The organism is Pseudomonas sp. fls2-241-TYG-175 (assembly GCF_030209155.1).
Classification (GTDB): Bacteria; Pseudomonadota; Gammaproteobacteria; order Pseudomonadales; family Pseudomonadaceae; genus Aquipseudomonas; species Aquipseudomonas viridiflava.
Genome location: NZ_JARVSO010000009.1, coordinates 88,781 through 109,834, shown reverse-complemented (window position 1 = coordinate 109,834; position 21,054 = coordinate 88,781). Strand labels below are relative to the sequence as shown.

The following is a 21,054-nucleotide window of genomic DNA, read 5'->3' as shown; positions in this document are numbered from 1 at the left end:
GAAAACTGGTACAGATTCAGAAAGCGCAAAAAAACAGGGATCAGTTGTGGCGTGTATCCCGGAATGAAGCGAGGATACGGCCCAGCGTTGCCATGGCCTGTTCGCACCGATCGTCCCAGGGGCTGCCGTGATTCAGGCGTGCGCAGTTGCGAAAGCGCTGCGAGGGCGAAAAGATTGGTCCCGGCGCCAGGCTTATGCCTTGCGCCAGGGCCTCCTGAAACAGTCGAAGCGAATCCACGTGTTCGGGAAACTCGAACCACAGAAAGTAGCCGCCGACCGGTTTCGTCACGCGAGTGCCCGCCGGGAAGTAGCGAGCCGCTGCGGCGAGCATGGCACCTTGTTGAATTTCCAGCGTGTCGCGCAGCTTGCGCAGATGCCGGTCATAACCGCCATGATTGAGGTAATCGGCAATCGCCGCCTGCGCAGGCACCGAGGGCGAAATAGTGGTCATGAGCTTGAGACGATTGATCTGCTCGGCGTAACGTCCGCCCGCCACCCAGCCAACCCGGTAGCCCGGCGCAAGGGTCTTGGCAAACGAGCCGCAATGCATGACCCGGCCACTGCGGTCCAGGCTCTTCACCGGCTGCGGCGCGGTGCTGCCGTAATACAGCTCGGCGTACACATCGTCTTCGATCAACGGGACGTCGTGGGTTTCCAGCAGTTCGTACAGCCGGGTCTTCTTTTCCGGCGTCAGGCTCGCGCCCAGCGGGTTCTGAAAACTGCTCATGAACCAGCAGGCCTTGATCGGCAATCGACCGAGACTGTCCTGCAGCGAATCCAGGTCCACACCGTCACGGGGATGCACCGGAATTTCCACGGCTTTCAGTTTCAAGCGTTCCAGCACCTGCAGGCACGCATAAAAGGCAGGCGCCTCGATGGCAACCAGATCGCCGGGCTCGGTGACGCATTGCAGGCACAGGTTCAGCGCTTCCATGGCGCCATTGGTAATCACCAGTTCGTGTGCTGGCAGCCGCACACCGCTGATCATGTAGCGCAGTGCGATTTGCCGACGCAACTCGGCGTTTCCCGTGGTCATGTCATTGATGATGGTTGATGGGGTGAGCGCTCTTGCGGCGATGCCCATGGATTTCGCCAGGCGTGGCAACGGATAAAGATGAGGGCTGGGAAACGCCGAGCCGAACGGAACGGTGTCTGGATCCTTGAGCGACGCCAGCACCGAAAAGATCAGGTCGCTGACACTGACCTCCGTCCCTTCGCTCACATGCCTGACCAGCTCGGGCTCGGTCATGGTCTGCGGGCCGTACTCGCGCACGTAATAACCCGAACGGGCACGCGCCTGAATGAGTCCTTTGTCTTCCAGCAAATAGTAAGCCTTGAAAACCGTTGTCGGACTGACCGAATACGTACGGCTCGCCACACGCACTGAGGGGACTTTTTCGCCGGGTGGCAGAATCCCGCTGCGGATCATTTCAGCGATGTCGGCGGCGAATTTTTCGTAGCGTTTCATGGAAGGCATCGAGAAGAGGGCGGTTGCATGATGCGTGAAGGAGGGCTGTTGCGACAACGCTCCGATGCCTTTCATAGTCGCCGAGCGGTCTGCATGGTCTTTTGATGTCAGCTAGGCTTGATCTTCTTTGCGAGGGATATCAGCCATGTACACGCTCTACGGTGCCAAGGGCTGCGGTTCGGCAGCCATCGAGGTCGCGCTTGAGCTTTGCGCTACACCCTACACATTGATCGACGCCTGCGCCTGGGAAGAGGGACCCGGCAAGGAAGCGTTGAAACAGGTCAATCCCCTGATGCAGGTGCCTGTTCTGGTGCTGCCCGACGGCACCGTCGTGACCGAGAGCGCGGCAATCCTGATTCACCTGGGGCTTGAGTTTCCGGAAGCAGGCCTTCTGCCGCGTGCAGCGCCCCAGCGGTCGCAAGCGCTCCGGGCGCTGATCTATATAGCCACTAACTGCTACATACCCAGCGCCATCATCGACTTCCCGGAACGCTGGCTGGTTGATGGTGATGAGGCGACTCACCGCAAGCTGGAGTCGGGCGCGCGGTTACGCCTTTACTGGCACTGGCAGATGTTCAGCGATCTGTTCGCCAAGCCGGGACATTGGCATCCCGAAGCACCCGGCGCGGTCGAGATCCTGGCCAGCATCGCAAGCCGCTGGAGCGGGGCGCGTGATGACCTGCGTGGTTCGCGACCGACATTTCATGCTTCGCTGTTGCAGATCGATGCTCATCCTGTTGTAAATGCGGTGGTTCAGCGCCACTGGCCGTGAGCGCTCATGTTGAACTGATGAGTGCCTGTTCAGCGTTCGTTCAGTCTGGTCAGGTAAGCTTGACGCCGCCCTCATAGGGCGCTGGTGCTGTGTTGATCCCGATTGATGTTATTCAGGAAAAGACGATGACTTCACTTGCACGGATATTCCAGAGCTTCGACCCCTCCAGTCCCTTCAACGCCCCCGAAAACTGGCTGCAAGGCCGAACGGTTTATGGCGGGCTGACCGCCGCGCTTGCGTTGCATGCTGCGATTCAGGCGGGCGGTTCCGAGCTGCCGCCATTGAAGTCTGCCCAGATCACCTTCGTCGGCCCTGCGATGCACGAGCAGACCTTCAAACCAACCGTGTTGCGTCAGGGGAAGTCAGTCACCGTCATGACCGCCGACTGTTTTTCGTCAGCGCAACTGGCGCTGCACATGACGATGGTGTTTGCCGCTTCGCGTGACAGCCGGATTCTTCACGATTATTCACAGCGGCCCGCCGTCGGCCACCCCGACGATTATTCATTGTGGGATGCAGGGCCACAGGCACCCATTTGTGTTCACAACTTCCAGAAAAAGCCCGCCGGTGGGGCCTTGCCGTTCTCCGGAGTAGTTGATCCCGAACTGTTGATGTGGGTCAGGCACGAGGATGCGCAAGGCATCGATCCAATGGTGGCGCTTATCGCACTGGCAGACGCGTTGCCCCCGGCATCCATCACCACCCTGACAGCCCACGTGCCGCTCAGCACGATCACCTGGGCACTGGATATCGTCAACGCGCCTGCGCCGGACCAGTGGTTCTTGCTCAAAACCTCAAGCCATGTGGCGGCTGACGGTTATTCGTTTCAAGACATGGAAATCTGGAGTGAGAGCGGTGAGCTGGTGCTGAGGGGGCGGCAGACGGTTGCGATTTTTGCGTAGCTAAATCCTGTTCGTTTCAGTGCCTCGGGGCTCCTCTGGCCTCGGTAATAAATTTTGTACAAAGTAGTACAAATATTTGACGCCAGTGTAATGGCGAACTAATATCGCGCCCGAATTTAATATCAATATGATATCGCAGGGACGCGTCGTGCATCTGTTCGCTTCAAGATTGGCCGTGCTGGCGCTGCTTGCCGTGGCGCCACTGTCCGCTTTCGCCGCCACCACGCCTGGCGAGCAGGACCTTATCCGTGATCGCCAGGACCGCCTGCTTGAAGAGCAGCGACGCCGGCTTGAAGACCTCAAGGATCTGCCGGGCAAGCAAACCGAGCCTGCTGCTCCGGTCGCGCCTGCCGACACACGCTGTTTCACGATCGATCGCATCGAGCTCAAGGGCGCGGATTCGCTTTCAGCCGCTGAGCGCGACGACCTGATCAAGCCTTATATCGGTCAATGCCTGGGCGTTCCTCAGCTCAACGAGCTGCTCAAGGTCATCACCGATCACTACATCGAAAAAGGTCTGGTGACCACGCGCGCTTATCTGCCGCAGCAGGATCTGTCCAAAGGCGACCTGCAGGTGCTGGTGATTGAAGGCAAGCTCGAGAAACTGCGTGGCGCTGCCGACAGCGGCCTGTCGGCGCGTGAGCTGGCGATGACCTTTCCAGGTCAGGAAGGCACGATGGTCAACCTGCGCGAGATCGAGCAGATGGTCGATCAGCTCAACCGCCTGCCGTCCAATCAGACGCAGATGGAACTGACGCCCGGCAAGGCGGTGGGTGGCAGTGATGTGGTGGTCAAGAACACGCCGCAAAAGCCTTGGCGAGCCAATCTGTCGCGTACCAACGAAGGTCAGCGCAGTACCGGTGAGCAGCAATGGAATGCAGGGATCGAGTGGGATAACCCGCTGGGCCTGGCTGATCAGTTCAGCCTGCGCGGCGGACACGATGCGATCAGTGATCGCCAGAAGGCCTCTCGCAATGCCTCGCTGTCGTACAGCATGCCTTGGGGCTGGTGGACGTTCAGTTACCTGTACAGCACCAGCGAATATCGTTCTGTGGCCCAGGCGTCCAATATCGATTTCAAGCAGGACGGCGACAGCCAGAACCATCAGTTCAGGGCTGAGCGGGTCGTGCACCGTGACGCGCTGAGCAAGACGTCGCTCAATGCCGGTCTGGCGTACCTGCGGACCAACAACTATGTAGAAGACAGCAAGCTGGCACTCAGCAGCAACCGCATCACTGAGGCGCAATTCGGCATCAACCACGGCCGCCGGATAGGCTCTGCGTTTCTCAACATCGACCTGGGCATGCAACAGGGCATTGGCGCGCTGGACGCCCAGGGCAATCATGATCCGGGTCCAGGCCAGGCCGATGCGCGCTATCGCAAATACACCGGCACCCTCAGCTATCTGCACCCGTTTCAGTTATGGGGCGAGAAGCTGACGTTCACCAGCCTCGCCACCGGGCAGCACAGTGAAGATGTGCTGTTCAGCCCGCAGCGCCAGAGCCTTGGCGGCTCGTCGTCGGTGCGCGGTTACAAGGATCAGTTTCTGTCGGGTGACAGTGGCGGCTACTGGCGCAACGAAATACGGCTGACTCGTCCGGTCACCCTCGACTGGATAAGGCCGGTCTTTGCCGAGTATGGCGCCGCGGCCGGTTACGACCAGGGCGTGATCCAAGGCGACCGTTACAACGGCGACCAGCATGGCCGCCTGTCCAGCAATTCGTTCGAGCTGTTTACCCGTGGCCAGCATGTCGCCGCGTCGGTGACCTTTGCCCGCTCCCTGGAACGTCCCGACGTGATCGAGCGTGAATCGCCGATCTATTTCCGCGTGGATTTCTTCCTGTAACCCAGCCTTTTCATCTTTTCTGTTTCGAGGTCAGTTACATGGACGTTCACCAGTTCGCTCTGCTCGCCCGTCAGCCTTCCGCGGCGTTGACCGAGCGCCAGCATTTCTGGGGAATGCCCAAGCGTGGCCTTGCGCTGATTCTGGCCAATGCCCTGTTCTGGCAGCCGTTGCTGGTTCAGGCCGAAGGCATCGCGGTCAGTGGCACGGGGACCACGTTGGGTCAGGCTGGCAATGGCGTGCCCATCATCAACATCGCCACGCCCAATGCCAGCGGCCTGTCGCACAACCAGTTCCAGCAGTACAACGTCGACAGCCAGGGCGTGATCCTCAACAACTCGACCAACCAGACCCAGAGCACCCAACTGGGCGGGATCATCGTCGGCAACTCCAACCTGCGTGGTACAGCGGCCAACACGATTCTCAACGAAGTGGTCGGCGCCAATGCCAGCCAACTCAGGGGTTACACAGAAGTGGCGGGGCAGGCGGCCCGCGTCATTGTCGCCAACCCGTATGGCATCAGTTGCAACGGCTGCGGGTTCATCAACACGCCGCAGGTCACGCTGACCACCGGCAAACCGATTCTGGACGCCAACGGTCAACTGCAGCGCTTCAACGTTCAGGGTGGCAGCATCTCGATTGACGGCGTGGGCCTGAATGCCGACAACGTCGATCAGTTCGACATCATCACCCGCAGCGCGAAGATCAACGCCGAACTGCACGCCAAGCGCCTCAACGTCATCACCGGCCGCAACGACGTCGATGCACAGACCCTGAACCCGACGGCACTGGCAGACGACGGCAGCAGCAAACCGGAACTGGCGATCGACAGCTCGGCCCTGGGCGGCATGTACGCCGGTGCCATTCGGTTGGTCGGTACCGAAGCGGGCGTTGGCGTCAGGCTCGCCGGAGACCTGGCGGCCAGTGGCGGTGATATCCAGATCGATGCCAACGGTCACCTCAACGTCATGCAGGTGGCGGCGAGCGGCGCGGTCAACGTGCGGGCCAACACCGCAGAGGTCAACGGGCCGGTGTACGCCGGTTCCTCGCTGGCGATGACCACCGGCGGTGATCTCACAACCCGGCAGAACGTCGCTGCCCGCGATGCACTGACTCTGTCCGCTGGCGGCCAACTGCGTAACTCGGCCGTGATCGAAGCGGGCGTCAACGCAGACAACAGCCGCAACGCTTCGGGCGATGTGACCCTGTCGGCCAACAGCTTGACCAACAGCGGCAGCATCACCGCCAGCCGCGCCTTGCAGGCGACCGTTACCCAGACGCTCAACAACCAGGGCGCCACACTGAACGGACAGGCCCGCGCATGGGTTGCTGCGGGCGTGATCGACAACCGTCAGTCCGGCCGTATTCTGAGCCAGGGTGGTAACGCTGATATCAACGCCTCTCAAGTACTGAACGCACAGAGCGGGCTGATCAGCAGCAGCGGCAATCTGAACATCACCGCCCAAACGCTGGACAACAGCCAGCAAGGCAAACTGTCCAGCGGCGCTGTATTGACTGCGCGCATCTCCGGCCAGGTGCTCAACCAGTTGGGCATTATCAACGCCGCAGGTGGCCTGCTGCTGAACACCGGCACCGTTGACAACCGCACCGGTGAAATCTCCAGCCTGGGCAATCTGACCGCCACGCTCGTTCAGTTCGACAACAGCAGCAGCGGTCGCCTGTTGGCCAACGGTACCTTGCAACTGACGGCTGACACGCTGAACAACCAGAACGCCGGATCAGTGTCCGGCCAGCAGAACGTGCAACTGACGCTGGGGCAACTGACCAACACCGGCAAGGGCAGCGTCTACGCCAGAAACAACCTGGGCGTGAACGCCACCAGAGCCGTGAATAACGATCAGGGCGTGCTGCGCAGTGACGGCCCCCTGAACCTGAGCGCGGCGAGCCTTGCCAGCAGCGGCGGCAGCGTCACCAGTGCCGGAACGGCCTCGATTACCACCACTGCAGCCGTCGTCAACCAGGGCGGACAGATGCTCAGTGATGCCAGCCTGACGTTGACCAGCGGTTCGCTGGACAACAGTCAGAGCGGTCGCATTGCGGCGAACGGCGTGACCGTCACCACGGGCGCATTCGACAACCACAAGGACGGCCGCCTGACCAGCACCGGCACCCTTGGGCTGACTGCCGCTCAGGTCAACAACACCGAGGCGGGCCGCATCGCCAGCGCCATGGCCCTGACGGCAGTGGTCACCGGTCTTGATCAGACCAATGATGGTCGTCTTTATAGCAACAGTGATGTCAGCCTGGATCTGAATAACGGTGTGCTGAACAACCAGGATGGTTTGATCAACGCACCCGGCCAGTTGCTGCTGAAAAATCTGAATGTGGTGAGTAACCGGAGCGGCGAGATTTCCAGTGCGAATGGTTTCTCGCTGGCGGCCACTTCGTTGGACAATACCGAAGGTTCGATACTGAGCGACAAGGCGCTGATCCTTCGCGTCAACCAGCTGCTGACCAACCTGCGCGGGATGGTATCTGCCAATGGCCTCGAGCTGCACGCGGCAACCCTGAACAACCAGAACGCGGAAATTTCCAGCCTCGGGGCGCTCACAGCAACGGTCGGCCAGTTCGATAACAGTCAGAAAGGCCGTTTGATGGCCAACGGCACCCTACAACTGACGGCCGACAATCTGGACAACCAGAACGCCGGTTCGGTATCCGGCCAGCAGAACGTTCAACTGACGCTGGGGCAACTGACCAACACCGGCAAGGGCAGCGTCTACGCGAGAAACAACCTGGGCGTGAACGCCACCAGAGCCGTGAATAACGATCAGGGCGTGCTGCGCAGTGATGGCACCCTGAACCTGAGCGCGGCGAGCCTTGCCAGCAGCGGCGGCAGCGTCACCAGCGCCGGAACGGCCTCGATTACCACCACTGCAGCCGTCGTCAACCAGGGCGGACAGATGCTCAGTGACGCCAGCCTGACGTTGACCAGCGGCTCGCTGGACAACAGTCAGAGCGGTCGCATTGCAGCGAACGGCGTGACCGTCACCACGGGCGCATTCGACAACCACAAGGACGGCCGCCTGACCAGCACCGGCACCCTTGGGCTGACTGCTGCTCAGGTCAACAACACCGAGGCAGGTCGCATCGCCAGCGCCATGGCCCTGACGGCGGTGGTCACCGGTCTTGATCAGACCAGTGATGGTCGGCTTTATAGCAACAGTGATGTCAGCCTCGATCTGAATAACGGTGTGCTGAACAACCAGGATGGTTTGATCAACGCACCCGGTCAGTTGCTGCTGAAAAACCTGAATGTGGTGAGTAACCGGAGCGGCGAGATTTCCAGTGCGAATGGTTTCTCGCTGGCGGCCACTTCGTTGGACAATACCGAAGGTTCGGTGCTGAGCGACAAGGCGCTTATCCTTCGCGTAAACCAGCTGCTGACCAACCTGCGCGGGATGGTATCTGCCAATGGCCTCGAGCTGCACGCGGCAACCCTGAACAACCAGAACGCGGAAATCTCCAGCCTCGGGGCGCTCACAGCAACTGTCGGCCAGTTCGATAACAGCCAGAAAGGCCGTTTGATGGCCAACGGCGCGTTGTTGCTGACGGCAGACAGTTTCGACAACCAGGCCAACGGCGTGGTCTCCGGGCAGCAATCCGTCCAGTTGAATCTCGGTGAATTGACCAATACCGGCAGCGGTCGGATTTACGGCAAAAACAGCCTGGGTTTCAACATTGCCAGTGCATTGAACAATGAACAGGGCGTCATCCGCAGCGATGGCACGTTGTCCCTGACGGCCGCATCGCTGAACAACACCAGCGGCAGTATTTCCAGTGCGCAAACCGCTACGATTACTGCCACCGGAGCTGCGGTCAATAACGGCGGTGAGGTGCTGAGCGACGCCAGTCTTAAGCTCACGACAGGTCGTCTCGATAACGCCCGCAAAGGGCGAATTGCCGGTAACGGCATTGAGTTGACCACCGGAACGTTTGAAAACCAGAACAGCGGAAGCCTCATCAGCAGCGGAGTCATGAGCCTGACTGCCGGCCAGGTCAATAACAGCGAGGCGGGTCGCATCGCCAGCGCGATGGCATTGACTGCCGTGGTGACTGCCCTCGACCAGACCAATGATGGTCGGTTGTATGGCAACAGCGATGTCAGCCTCGATTTGAGTCACGGTGTATTGAATAACCAGGGAGGGCTGATCACCGCTCCGGGCCAGTTGATTCTGAAAAACCTGACCACCGTCAATAATCGGAGCGGTGAAATTTCCAGCGCCAACGGCTTCACGCTGACGGCCAACTCGATGGATAACACCGCCGGTTCATTAATCAGCGACAAGGCACTGATCGTGCGCGTCGATAAGTTGCTGAACAACCTGCGCGGGCTGATTTCTGCCACAGGTCTTGAGCTGAATGCCGCGACGCTGAACAACCAGAATGCAGAAGTCTCAAGCCTGGGTACGCTGACGGCAACAGTGGGTCAATTCGATAACAGCCGCAAAGGCCGCTTGCTGGCCAACGGGGCTCTTTTGCTGACGGCCGACAGTCTCGATAACCAGACCGCAGGCGTGGTCTCAGGCCAGCAGTCTGTACAACTTAATCTGGGCCAGTTGACCAACACGGACAGCGGTCGGATTTACGGCAAAAACAGTCTGGGCTTTAACGTTACCGATGCGCTGAACAATAGTCAGGGCGTCGTTCGCAGCGATGGAACGTTGGAGCTGAAGGCTGCATCGCTGAACAATACCGGCGGCAGCATCACCAGCGCTGACAGGTCCTTGCTGACTGTTACCGGAGACGTCGTCAGCCAGGGCGGTGAGATATTAAGTAGCGCCGACCTGACGCTTGACAGCGCAAGTCTGGATAACAGCAAGAACGGCCGTATCGCAGGCAAAGGGGTAAAGGTCGATACGGGAGCGTTCGACAACCAGCAGGGCGGTCGCCTGACCAGCACGGATGTGCTGAGTCTGACTGCGGCTCAGGTCGACAACAGTGAGGCAGGCCGTATCGCCAGTGCGAAAGCGCTGACGGCGTTCGTCACCGGCCTGGATCAGAACAAGGACGGTCGGCTCTACAGTAATAGCGACGTCAGCCTCGATTTGAACAACGGTGTGCTGAAGAACCTGGGCGGTTTGATCACGGCCCCTGGCCAACTGCTCTTGAAAAACCTGACCACAGTCGATAACCGGAATGGCGAAATCTCCAGCGCCAATGGTTTCAAGCTGTCGGCCACTTCGCTGGACAACACTGACGGTTCGGTTATCAGCGAGCAGGCACTGATCGTGCGCGTCGATAAGTTGCTGACCAACGTGCGCGGTCTGGTTTCCGGCAAGGGGATCGATCTTGGTGCGAATGAACTGAACAACAATGGCGGCAGCGTCAGCAGTGATGATGATCTGATCATTGATGTGAAGGACGCTCTGTCAAACCAACTGGGTGAACTGACCAGCGCCGGCAAAACCGATTTGGCTTCCCAGAGCCTGGACAATACCCAGGGTCAGGTCATGGCCGACAAGTTTCTGAACATGGTCGTTGGCAAGGCGATCAACAATCAGGCAGGCACCTTGGGGTCAGGGCAGGGCGTCGATATTCACGCGGTGAGCCTGGACAACAGTCAGTCTGGATCGGTAGTGACCGACGGCAAACTTTCTCTCGTTCTGACGGGGGCACTGGACAATCAAACCGGGGGCAGCCTGCAGGCCAAGGGGCTGATGGATCTATCCAGCCTCTCAGTGGACAACCGTGGCGGCAGCATCATCGCTAGGGATCTGCTGATCGTACACAGCGACAGCGTCGCCAACCGCGGCGGAGCCATCCGTGCTGAAAAAGGCATGCAGCTGTTCGTCGATGAACTCGACAACAATCAGGCAGATCTGGCGGCAAAACAGAAAGGCGGTATTCAGAGTAACGCTGGCCTTGAGTTGACAGGCACGTTTCTGGATAACCGGAGCGGCCTGCTCAATGCTGCTGACCTGATGAAATTGCAGGTGGCAACAGCGCTCAACGACTCGGGACGTATCGCCAGTCAGGCTGATCTTGTTGCTGAAATCGACAGCCTGACCCAGAAAGGCGGTGAGCTGGTTGCGCAAGGTGATTTGACCTTGATCGGCAAGACGCTGGATAACCGGTCGGGTGGTCTGGTAGGCGCAACAAAAGCGCTGAAACTCAATGTGGACGATATCGACAACCGCAACGGTGAGATATCCAGCCAGATCGGCGTAGACATCACTGCCAAAACGCTTGAGAACAGTGACGGCGGCAAGGTTCTGGCCGGTACTGCGCTGGAATTGGAAGTGGCGCGCATCATCAACCTTAACAAGGGGCTGCTTTTCGGCAACACCTTGCATCTGGACGGCGCTCGCCTGGACAACGCGGGCGGCACGCTGGCCTCTCAAAACAACCTGACCATCCTGCTGACCGGCACACTGGACAACACGGGCGGCCTGCTCAGCAGCGAAGCCGCACTAAGTGTGACAGCCGATTCGCTGCAAAACGCGAAGGGCAGTCTGTCCAGCGCTGATGCATTGAAGATTGATACAACAGGCGCGCTGTTCAACCAGTCCGGTTCTGTTACCACAGATTCGACGCTCACGATCTCCAGTGCCAGCCTCGACAACAGTCAGGGCGGAGCGTTGTCTGGCAAAGGTGCGACCAAGGTCACTGTTACTGTCGGCACATTCGACAACAGTCAGAAAGGCCGCCTGACCAGCAGCGATACGCTTGAACTGACAGCAGGCAAGGTCATCAACCAGAGTGCCGGGCGTATCGCCAGCGCACTGGCGTTGACCGCCACGGTCACCCGTCTTGATCAGCAGGCGGGCGAGATGTTCAGCAACACCTCGTTGAGTCTGGACCTCAACAACGGGCAGTTGAACAACCAGGGCGGCCTCATCAATGCCTCCGGCCTACTGCTGCTGAAAAACCTCAAAGGCGTTGCAAACCAGAACGGCGAAATATCCAGCAATCAGGCCTTCACATTGAAGGCCGACAGCCTTGATAACAGTGGCGGCAAGTTGCTGAGCGGCCAGAAGTTGACGCTGGTCATCGACGAGGCGCTGGCCAACGTCAAAGGCTCTATTTCCGCTGCTGCGTTGGATATGCATAGCGCGGTGCTGGACAACACCACAGGCTTGATCAGCAGCCGTGGCGCGTTGGACCTGACTGTCGACACCGCTCTGAACAATACGAAAGGCGTAGTGATTGCCGATGCAGACGTAGAACTGTATGCGGCTTCCGTCGACAACCTTGAAGGTCAGCTTGCCAGCAAGAAAAACCTTGTCGCGCACATAGGCAATCTGCAGCAGAAAGGCGGCCAATTGATCGCGCAGGGCTCTCTGACGCTGACCGGTGATGCACTGACCAACAGCAACAAGGGCCTGATTGGTGCAACCCAGGCGCTGAGTATCAATGTTGCTGATATTGACAACCGTGGTGGCGAGATCTCGGGTCAGGACACGATCACACTGACCGGAGCCAGGCTGAATAACAGCGACAGCGGCCAGGTTCTTGCGCAGAAAGCCCTGAAACTGAACGTCGCCCGGACTACCAATCAGAACGATGGCCTGCTATCCAGCACGACCGGCCTGACGGTCGTCGGCACGGCACTGGACAACACCGGCGGAACGTTAAGTGGGCTGCAGGACATCAATATCGATTTGTCCGGGCTGCTCGATAACACAAAGGGCCTGGTCAGCAGCGAAGGTACGCTGACCCTGAAGGCTGGCAGCCTGACCAACACCGCTGGCAATGTTTCCAGTGCTGACACCCTGTATCTGCGTAGCGTCGGAGCATTCGGCAATCAGGGCGGCAAGCTGGTGACCGATGGTGCACTCGATCTGGGGAGCGGGGTCCTCGATAACAGCCAGCGCGGCACCATCAGCAGCAAGGGCTTGCTGAAGCTCACTACGGGCGATTTCGATAACAGTCAGAATGGGCGTGTCAGCACCGGTGACCGACTGGAGCTGACCGCCGCGAAACTCACCAACAGCAGTGGCGGCAGCATCGGCAGCAGTCAGGCAATGACCGCAAGCGTCAGCCGTCTGGATCAGCAGAAAGGCACTCTGTTCAGCAACACCTCACTCAGCCTTGATCTGAACAATGGCCAACTGGACAACCAGAGCGGACTTATCAATGCCCCAGGCACGCTGCTGCTGAAAAATCTGGGTGTGGTGTTGAACCAGGGTGGCGAAATTTCCAGTGGGCAAGCGTTCACGCTGTCTGCAAACAACCTTGAAAACAACGGCGGTAAGGTACTCAGCAATCAAGTCCTCACTCTGCGTATTGCCAATGCACTGAATAACGTCAAAGGCATGATCGCCGCAGCAGGTGTGGATACCAAGGCAGGCACGCTGGACAACACCGGTGGGACCCTGACCAGTCGAAACGATCTGGAACTGACGGTTACCGGGACGCTGACCAATCGCGAAAAAGGCCTCATCAACGCGAACCAGTTTCTTGAATTGGGTTCCGGCGTCCTTGATAACCAGACAGGTCAGTTACTGGCTAAAACGGGTCTGACGCTAGACGCAACAACGATCAATAACACCGCCGACGGCTTGATCAATAGCGGCAGTACGCTGGTTCTGACAGCCAACAGTTTGAATTCGGGCAACGGTGGTGAAGTTTCGGCATTGGGCGCGATGAGCGTCACCCTTGATGCGCTGTCACTCGACTCTGGACGTTTGATGGGCAACACCAGTCTGTCCATTGATCTGAAAAACGCTGATCTGGATAACCGTGGCGGACTGGTTTCTGCCAAAGGCCCTCTGACGTTCAAGCGCGTACGCGACTTCATCAACCAGTCAGGCGAAATCTCCAGCTCACAGAGCTTTGAGCTGAATGGCCGTGCGCTCGATAACACAAACGGCAAGGTCATCAGCAGCGACGTACTGACGGTCGCAACCGACAGCGTCAATAACCAGAACGGCCTGCTTTCCGGTTGGCAACGTCTCGAGGTTCGCGGCAAAAGTCTCGACAACCGCAACAACGGAACGCTGTCCAGCCGCAACGGCTCGGTTGGCGTTGACCTGAGCGGTGCGTTGCTCAACAGCGGTGGCGGTGCACTGGTCAGCCAGACGGCACTGACTGTCACATCTGACAGCCTCAATAACAGTGGAGGCATCCTGTCCAGCGGTGCTGGCCAGACTCTGACCGTTACCGGTCGGTTGGACAACAGTCAGAAAGGCTTGATTGACAGCGGAGCCGGACTGACGATCAAAGCCGCTACGCTTGATAACACCGCTGGCAATCTGACGGCCGCGCAGGACCTGAGTTTCGAGGGTGGAACACTCGACAACAGCGTGGGAAACCTCAGCAGCAGAGGCGCGATGACCCTCGACCTGCTGGCTGCCCTGACCAACACCAACGGGAAGCTGGCCAGCGGCGGCGCGTTATTGCTGCGTCGCAGTACCCAGATAAACAACCAGGGCGGCCAACTGGTCAGCAAGAGCCTGTTGACGCTCAATACAGCCGGGCAACTGGATAACAGTAACCGCGGCACCCTCGCATCTGACGGTAAGCTGCATCTCATCGCCACCGGTAATGTGGTCAACGCTACAGACGGCCTGATCTACAGTCAGGGCGGCGATGTAGAGGTGGACGCGGCAGGTCTCGACAACAAACTTGGCACGTTGCAAAGCCAGGGAGCGCTTCGCGTATCTGTTAACAAAGACGTCGATAACCTGAATGGCCGCATTATCGCCCAAGGGGGCGATCTGGGCGTTACCGCAGCAAATCTCAACAGCCAGGGTGGTGTGCTTTCCAGTTTGCAGGGTGCATTCACTTCGACCATTACCGGCGTGTTGAACAACGGTTATGACGGCAAGCGGCAAGGAGGTGTGATCCAGGCTCAGCGTCTCAACCTGACCGCGTTGGGCGGCTTCAATAACTACGGCGGTCGTGTTTCTGCCCGGACCGGCGAAGCGCTGATAACCACGTCGGATTTCGATAACCGTAATGGCGGTCTGTACGCGAAAGGGTTGGTGCGCGTCAAGGGTGTCAACTTCGATAACAGCGGTGATAACGACGGCCAGATTGCGGGCAGTCAGATCGAACTCGATCTCGGCGGGCTGCTGAACAATCGCCTGGGCATCATCGAGAGTGACAGCACGCTGAACATCCGCGCCGCGAATCTGGACAACCAGACCGGCCAGCTTCGCGCGCTGGGGGCAGGTGGTTCGACACTCTTCCAGATCGGCAACCAGTTCGACAACCGCAGTGGCCGACTGGAAGTGGCAAGCAGCGACCTGACGCTTAACGCGGCCAGCTTCCTCAATGCCAATGGGGCTCTGCTGCATACCGGAGAAGGCACCTTCGCGATCTCCACGCCCAATCTGACCAATGCTGGCGGCAGTGTCGTAACGCGCGGCGGACTGACGCTCGCGGCTGACAGCTGGACAAACAGTAGCGTGATTCAGGCAGGGCGATTGACGGTCAATGTCGGGACATTCAATCAGACGGCGAGCGGGCAGTTGCTGGCGTCGGATGCGTTTGTCGGGACGGGGGGGAATTGGATCAATGATGGGTTGATAGCTAGTGATGGGAGTGTGGATATCCGGATTGGAGGTGGTTTTTCGGGGAGCGGTCGGGTCAGCAGTCTAGGTGGGCTGAGGCTCGCCGCCAACCAACTTACATTGGGTACTTCCGGCAGTATCGCAAGTGGCACGCTTACTGACTTGGATATAGCGACCACTGCTATCAGTTATGGGCGTATTACTTCTTCTGGTGACGTGTATCTTAATAGCGCCTTGTCTGAGAATTACGGCACATTAGGGGCAGCCCGTAGTCTCGTCCTGAACGTTGACTCGCTTACCAATAATGGAGGTTTTTTATTTGGAGGCGAGGATGTTCAGATAAACGCTGGGTATTTTACTAACCTTAAAGGTGATTTATATGGTTTGCGTAATGTAGTGATCAAGGGGAATAGGGTGGAGCGAGCCACTTCTGTTTCAAATATATCCGGTACAGTAGAGAGTGGTAGTGATATTTCAATTAGTTCAAGTTCTTTTGAGAATCGTACGGAAGTTTCATTAGGTGCTGAAGGGTTTGGAGCTGGTAGGACTCTTGTTAAAGGTCTGCTGACGCTTCAGTGTTTGGATTGTGGCGGTAGTACTTTATCAGTAAATTTTGTTGCGAAAGAGTATTATGAAGGTGGGCAGGATACTGATGCTAGTGCATCATCGTTAATCACAGCAGGTGGAGATTTCTCTTTTAATGGTGGTACTTTTATTAATAGTAAAAGTACTGTAAGTGCGGTTGGTGATATTAATATAAGCGCTGATAATTTTAAAAATTTAGGCGCTGTGAGCGGATCAATAGAACGTACGCGCACGTATTATTCTGGGAGATTGAATTATGAGGGGTTAGATGGAACTGCATGGTGGGTTTTGCAGTATAATAAACATAATAATCCGGATTTTCCTGGTTTTAATTATTTTGATGAGGCTGGCAATCTTAAGCTGGGAGTAATCACTCAGGAGTTTCTAACGTCTGATGAGAGCGGTGCGCAGTATCCGATGTTTCAACTGAGGGATCCTGTTACTTATGCTGAGGTTAAAAGCTTTCCTTATTTTTATTTTGATTTGGCCTTGGTTTATGATCGGCCTTTGCCGGCTTCAGAATATAGCCGTGATGGTCTTGTGGACTTACCTTCCCAGCTCGCAAATTATAAGCTGGAGAGTGACGTTGAGGTTGCTACGGATGGCGGAGGTTTGGGTAGCGGCCGTAGTGCAGTAATTCAGGCTGGTGGTAACGTATCAATAGTAGCCAAGCAAGACCTGCAAAATAGCGTTATTCATCAGGATTACGCTGGCAGTGGTGGCGTCAGTAAAGTTCAAGATACGAGTACTTCAGGTGCAGGCACAACAGTTATTAGAATAAACGCCCAACTTCCCCCGGATCTTGCTCAACAACAAATCAACCCACTAGCCCTGCCAGGTTTCAGCCTGCCGACAGGCCAGAATGGCCTGTTCCGTCTTAGTGGTCAGTCAGGCAACACGAGTTCTATTTCCCAGGCCACCGGCACCCCGCAGAGCTGGACAATGGGCGGCGCCAGCATATCGCTGGCTCAGCGTGAGCAATCTGTTCCTGATGCGCAGCCTGGCATCATTCAACTCGGTGCTGTCGGACAGATCGACAGCGCCACTCGCCAGCTTGCGCTAACCACACGGCAGGCTGCCGGTGTGAGTGCCAATGCATCAACCTTCGACACCAGTGCTCCGGGTTTTTCGAACGCTGGTGGATTCATCTTGCCGGGTCACAGCTCAGACGCCGCTGGCGTAACGCTGGTCGATACAGTTGCCGGAGTGACAGCGAGCAATCAGGGCAATGGCGCTCTATTGCCTGTTCAAAGTAACGGCTCGTCGACCGCAGTGCCGTTGATTACCGTAGCCTCATCCACTGGTGGCACGATCCAGAATCCTGGGGCGGTGCAGGGCAGCGCGATCACCTCGGTTACACAGGTCATCGGTACGTCAGTAGCCAGTCAGATCCCGACTTCTGCCAGACCGTCAGTGATCGCTCAAGCCAATCAGGTGACCAGCGCAGCGCAGCCGGTTGTTGTCTCTCAGAGCAACGCTATCAGCCCTGTCGCAGGTGCCGCCTCGCAAACGGTCGCGAAGGTCCAGGGGCTGCCAAACAGCACATTCGTCTCCAAGCCTCAGAAATACCTGATTGAAACCAACCCGGTACTGACTGAGCTCAAGCAGTTCATGAGTTCGGATTACCTGCTTGCAGGTCTCGGCTACGACCCGGAAGTCAGTGCCAAACGTCTGGGCGACGGTCTTTACGAGCAACGTCTGGTGCAACAAGCGGTAGTCGCTCGTACCGGTCAGGCGTTCATTCAGGGACAGACCTCCAACGAAGCGCAGTTCAAGTACCTGATGAACAACGCCATCGCGAGTAAGCAACAACTGAACCTCGCTGTCGGCGTATCGCTGAGTTCGCAGCAGGTTGCCGCGCTGACCCACGACATCGTCTGGCTCGAAGAACATGAAGTGAATGGCGAAAAGGTCCTGGTTCCGGTGTTGTACCTGGCGCAGGCGGATAACCGTTTGGGACCAACCGGTGCATTGATCGCCGGTAACGACGTCTCGCTGATTGCTGGCCAGAACCTCGATAACGTCGGCACATTACTCGCCAGCAACAATCTCTCCGCCGTCGCGGGCAACAACCTTGTCAATGCCGGTTTGATAGAGGCGGGCAATCGCCTGGACTTGCTGGCAGGCAACGATCTGATCAACACGGCAGGCGGCATCATCAAAGGCCGTGATGTGTCCTTGACCTCGCTCAATGGTGACGTGATCAACGAGCGCAGCATCACGTCGATGGACAACGATGTCCGTGGACAGCGACACAGCGAGTTCGCCGACAGCGCGGCGCGCATCGAAGCTGCCAACGACATGAGCATTTCGGCTGGTCGTGACTTCATCAACCGTGGCAGCGTTCTGGAAAGCGGGCGTGATCTGAATATTGTTGCTGGACGTGATTTGACGATCGGGACTACGGAAGTCAATAACAGCCTGTTCTTCGACAAAAACCACAATAGTAGCGACATCACCCAGCTGGGCTCTACTGTCACTGCTGGACGTGATCTGGGCGCCAAGGCTGGCCGCGATATCTCCCTGATTGCCAGCGACATCGATGCCAAGCGCGACATCGCAATGGCTGCCACGGAAAACATGACCATCAGCTCTGCGGCGGACGAAGAGCACTCCCTGTCCAAAAGCAAGAAACTGACCCGTCAGGAAGATCACGTCAGCCAGATCGCTACCGACCTCAACGCTGGTGGCAGCGTGGCCCTGCAAGCCGGTCAGAACCTCGCCGTGATCTCCAGTCGGATTACAGCAGGTCAGCAAGCGTACCTGGTGGCGGGCGAAAACCTCGACATCCTCGCGGCGCAAGACAGTGACTACTCGCTGTACGACAAGAAGAAAAAGGGCTCGTTTGGTTCCAAGAACTTCAAGCGCGATGAAGTGACCGATGTGAAGAACATCGGAAGTGAAATCACGACTGGCGGTGATCTGGTTCTGGCGAGTGGTGGCGATCAGAAGTATCAGGTGGCGAAGCTGGAGAGCGGGAAAGACCTGACGATTGAGAGTGGCGGGGCGGTGACGTTTGAAGGCGTTAAAGACCTGAAACAGGAGAGCCACGAGAAAAGTAAAAGTGACCTTGCCTGGAATTCAATGAGTGGCAAGGGCAACACTGATGAGACGCTGCGTCAGAGTGAATTGGTGGCCAAAGGCGAGTTAGCGATCAAGGCCGCTGATGGCTTGAAGATTGATCTAAGACAGATCGACCAGAAATCAGTAAGCGAGACCATCGATAGCATGGTGCAAGCTGATCCGAGCCTGGCTTGGTTGAAGGAAGCGGAGGCTCGTGGGGATGTCGACTGGCGCAAGGTACAAGAAGTACACGAAAGTTTTAAATACAGCCATTCAGGTCTAGGCGCTGGCGCCGTGTTGGCCATCATGATCATCGTAACTGCATTAACCGCAGGCGCTGCTAGTGTGGCATTAGGTTCAGCGGCCGGTGCCACAGCAGGTTCTGGTACGGCCATGGCAGCCGCTGGCACCTCCGCTGCCGGAGCGGCAACTGCCGCAGGGTGGGGCAACGTCGCGCTGACGGCTGTGGTGACTTCGGCCGCCAGTGGTGCTGCCGTCAGTACGATCAACAACAAGGGTAACCTTGGCGCTGTTATAAAAGACGTGACCTCAAGTGATGCCCTTAAAGGGTACGCGATTTCGGGTGTCACGGCAGGCATGACTGCTGGCTATTTCGACGATTGGACTGGTGCTGCCACCGACCCTGTGACTGGCAAAATATCCACCAATCTTAGTACTTGGAAAGGGATAGGCCAGTTCGCAGCCAATCAGGCCTTACAGAACGGCACGTCGGCAGCATTGAGCAAGATCATGGGCCAAGGCGGTGATTTAGGTGATGCGCTGCAAAGCACATTGTTCAATACCTTGGCAGCTGCCAGCTTCCATGCCGTAGGGGATTACGTTCCAGCTGCCGACGGCAGCCTTCAGAAGATCATGGCCCACGCGATGGTTGGGGGGCTATTGGCACAAGTCAGCGGTGGTGACTTCAAGACCGGTGCTTTGGCTGCCGGGGCTAATGAGGTTTTGGTAGCAGATCTCAATAAGCTTGTGAAAGGTAATCCGAATCTACTTAGCATGAGTTCGCAGCTAGTCGGCTTACTTGCGGCATCTACGCAGAGCGAAGCCGATGGTGGCAGCCTGAAAGTCGGTGCATGGGTTGCGCAGAACGGTACCCAGTATAATTTTGGCGATCATCTGCCGCCAGGTTTGGCCGCATATGGGCAAGCGGCAACTACCCAAATGGAGTACATGCAAAACCAGGGAGCCTCAGCTGAGATGATGGCTGAGGCTGGACGGGCGCTCGCGCGAGGCGAGGGATTTGAGGGGGTGCAGCCAGCGACCGAGTTCGTTAAAGCGTGGGGCGAATTTATGGCCGTAGAGCTCTCTGGTTTAGGGCTGTCGGCTATACTCGGGAAGGTTGGTTCATGGTTTGCAATAGGTTCAAAAGGTAGTGACAATCTAGGATTAGCAGATAATCTGTTACCTGAAGCTGACTTTGTTGGTCGTGGCTCCGTTCGACCTGACTTGAAAGATCATCTCGTAGATCCTATTCTCTCAGGAAAACAAATATCTGGTGGGCATGACTTGGAAAAATTCGAGCAGGCAATGAATGTTTATTCGGGTACTACAATATCAAAAGCCGAAATTGCGCCTGGAATCTTTAAGGTCGAATATCAACTTCCGAATTCGAAAAGAAGTGCGTTGAAGACCGTGTATGACCCAAAAGTGTATCCTGACATGCCAAGCATGGCTAATGAAGCTGCTCATAAGGCTTTGATTCAATATCAAGCAACAGGAAAAATGTCGCAGGAGGTCGTTGTGGGTAATATTAAGTTTCAAGTCCCGGTAAATATTAGAGGTGAGGATATGTATGTTCCGACGGCTTTTCCAGTTGGTGTTGTAAAGTGAGGTGGGGAGAGCTCCCGGGGGACGATAGAGACCTGTTGTTTTGGGTGCTTTGGTTCATGGTTGGGTATTATTCTGATTTCGATTTGGATAAG

Annotated in this window: 5 protein-coding genes; 4 read left to right on the top strand and 1 reads right to left on the bottom strand. The window is 57.2% G+C overall.

All coding sequences use genetic code 11. The annotated features are described in order from the left end of the window. Positions 1-40: 40 nt before the first annotated feature. On the bottom strand, positions 41-1,468 hold the full coding sequence (gene mapR, locus QRN20_RS08315; protein ID WP_029243458.1) for a GntR family transcriptional regulator MpaR: 1,428 nt from the start codon (positions 1,466-1,468) through the stop codon (positions 41-43). Positions 1,469-1,613: 145 nt separating this feature from the next. On the opposite strand from mapR, the gene QRN20_RS08310 reads away from it, so the two are divergent. The 4 genes from QRN20_RS08310 (at position 1,614) to QRN20_RS08295 (ending at position 20,962) form a co-directional block, all read left to right on the top strand. Beyond that, positions 1,614-2,240 (top strand): glutathione S-transferase N-terminal domain-containing protein, encoded by a 627-nt coding sequence (locus QRN20_RS08310; protein WP_029243457.1) that lies wholly within the window; start codon positions 1,614-1,616, stop codon positions 2,238-2,240. Between the two features lie 125 nt (positions 2,241-2,365). Further along, the gene (locus QRN20_RS08305) at positions 2,366-3,142 is read left to right on the top strand and encodes a thioesterase family protein (protein WP_029243456.1); all 777 of its coding nucleotides are present in this window, start codon (positions 2,366-2,368) and stop codon (positions 3,140-3,142) included. A 148-nt stretch (positions 3,143-3,290) separates the two neighbouring features. Further along, complete coding sequence (locus tag QRN20_RS08300; protein WP_122428839.1) at positions 3,291-4,988, top strand: ShlB/FhaC/HecB family hemolysin secretion/activation protein; 1,698 nt, start codon at positions 3,291-3,293, stop codon at positions 4,986-4,988. A 38-nt stretch (positions 4,989-5,026) separates the two neighbouring features. Then, positions 5,027-20,962 carry a two-partner secretion domain-containing protein gene (locus tag QRN20_RS08295; protein ID WP_285360132.1) on the top strand — a complete coding sequence of 5,312 codons (15,936 nt, stop codon included), beginning with the start codon at positions 5,027-5,029 and terminating at the stop codon, positions 20,960-20,962. Positions 20,963-21,054 lie beyond the last annotated feature (92 nt).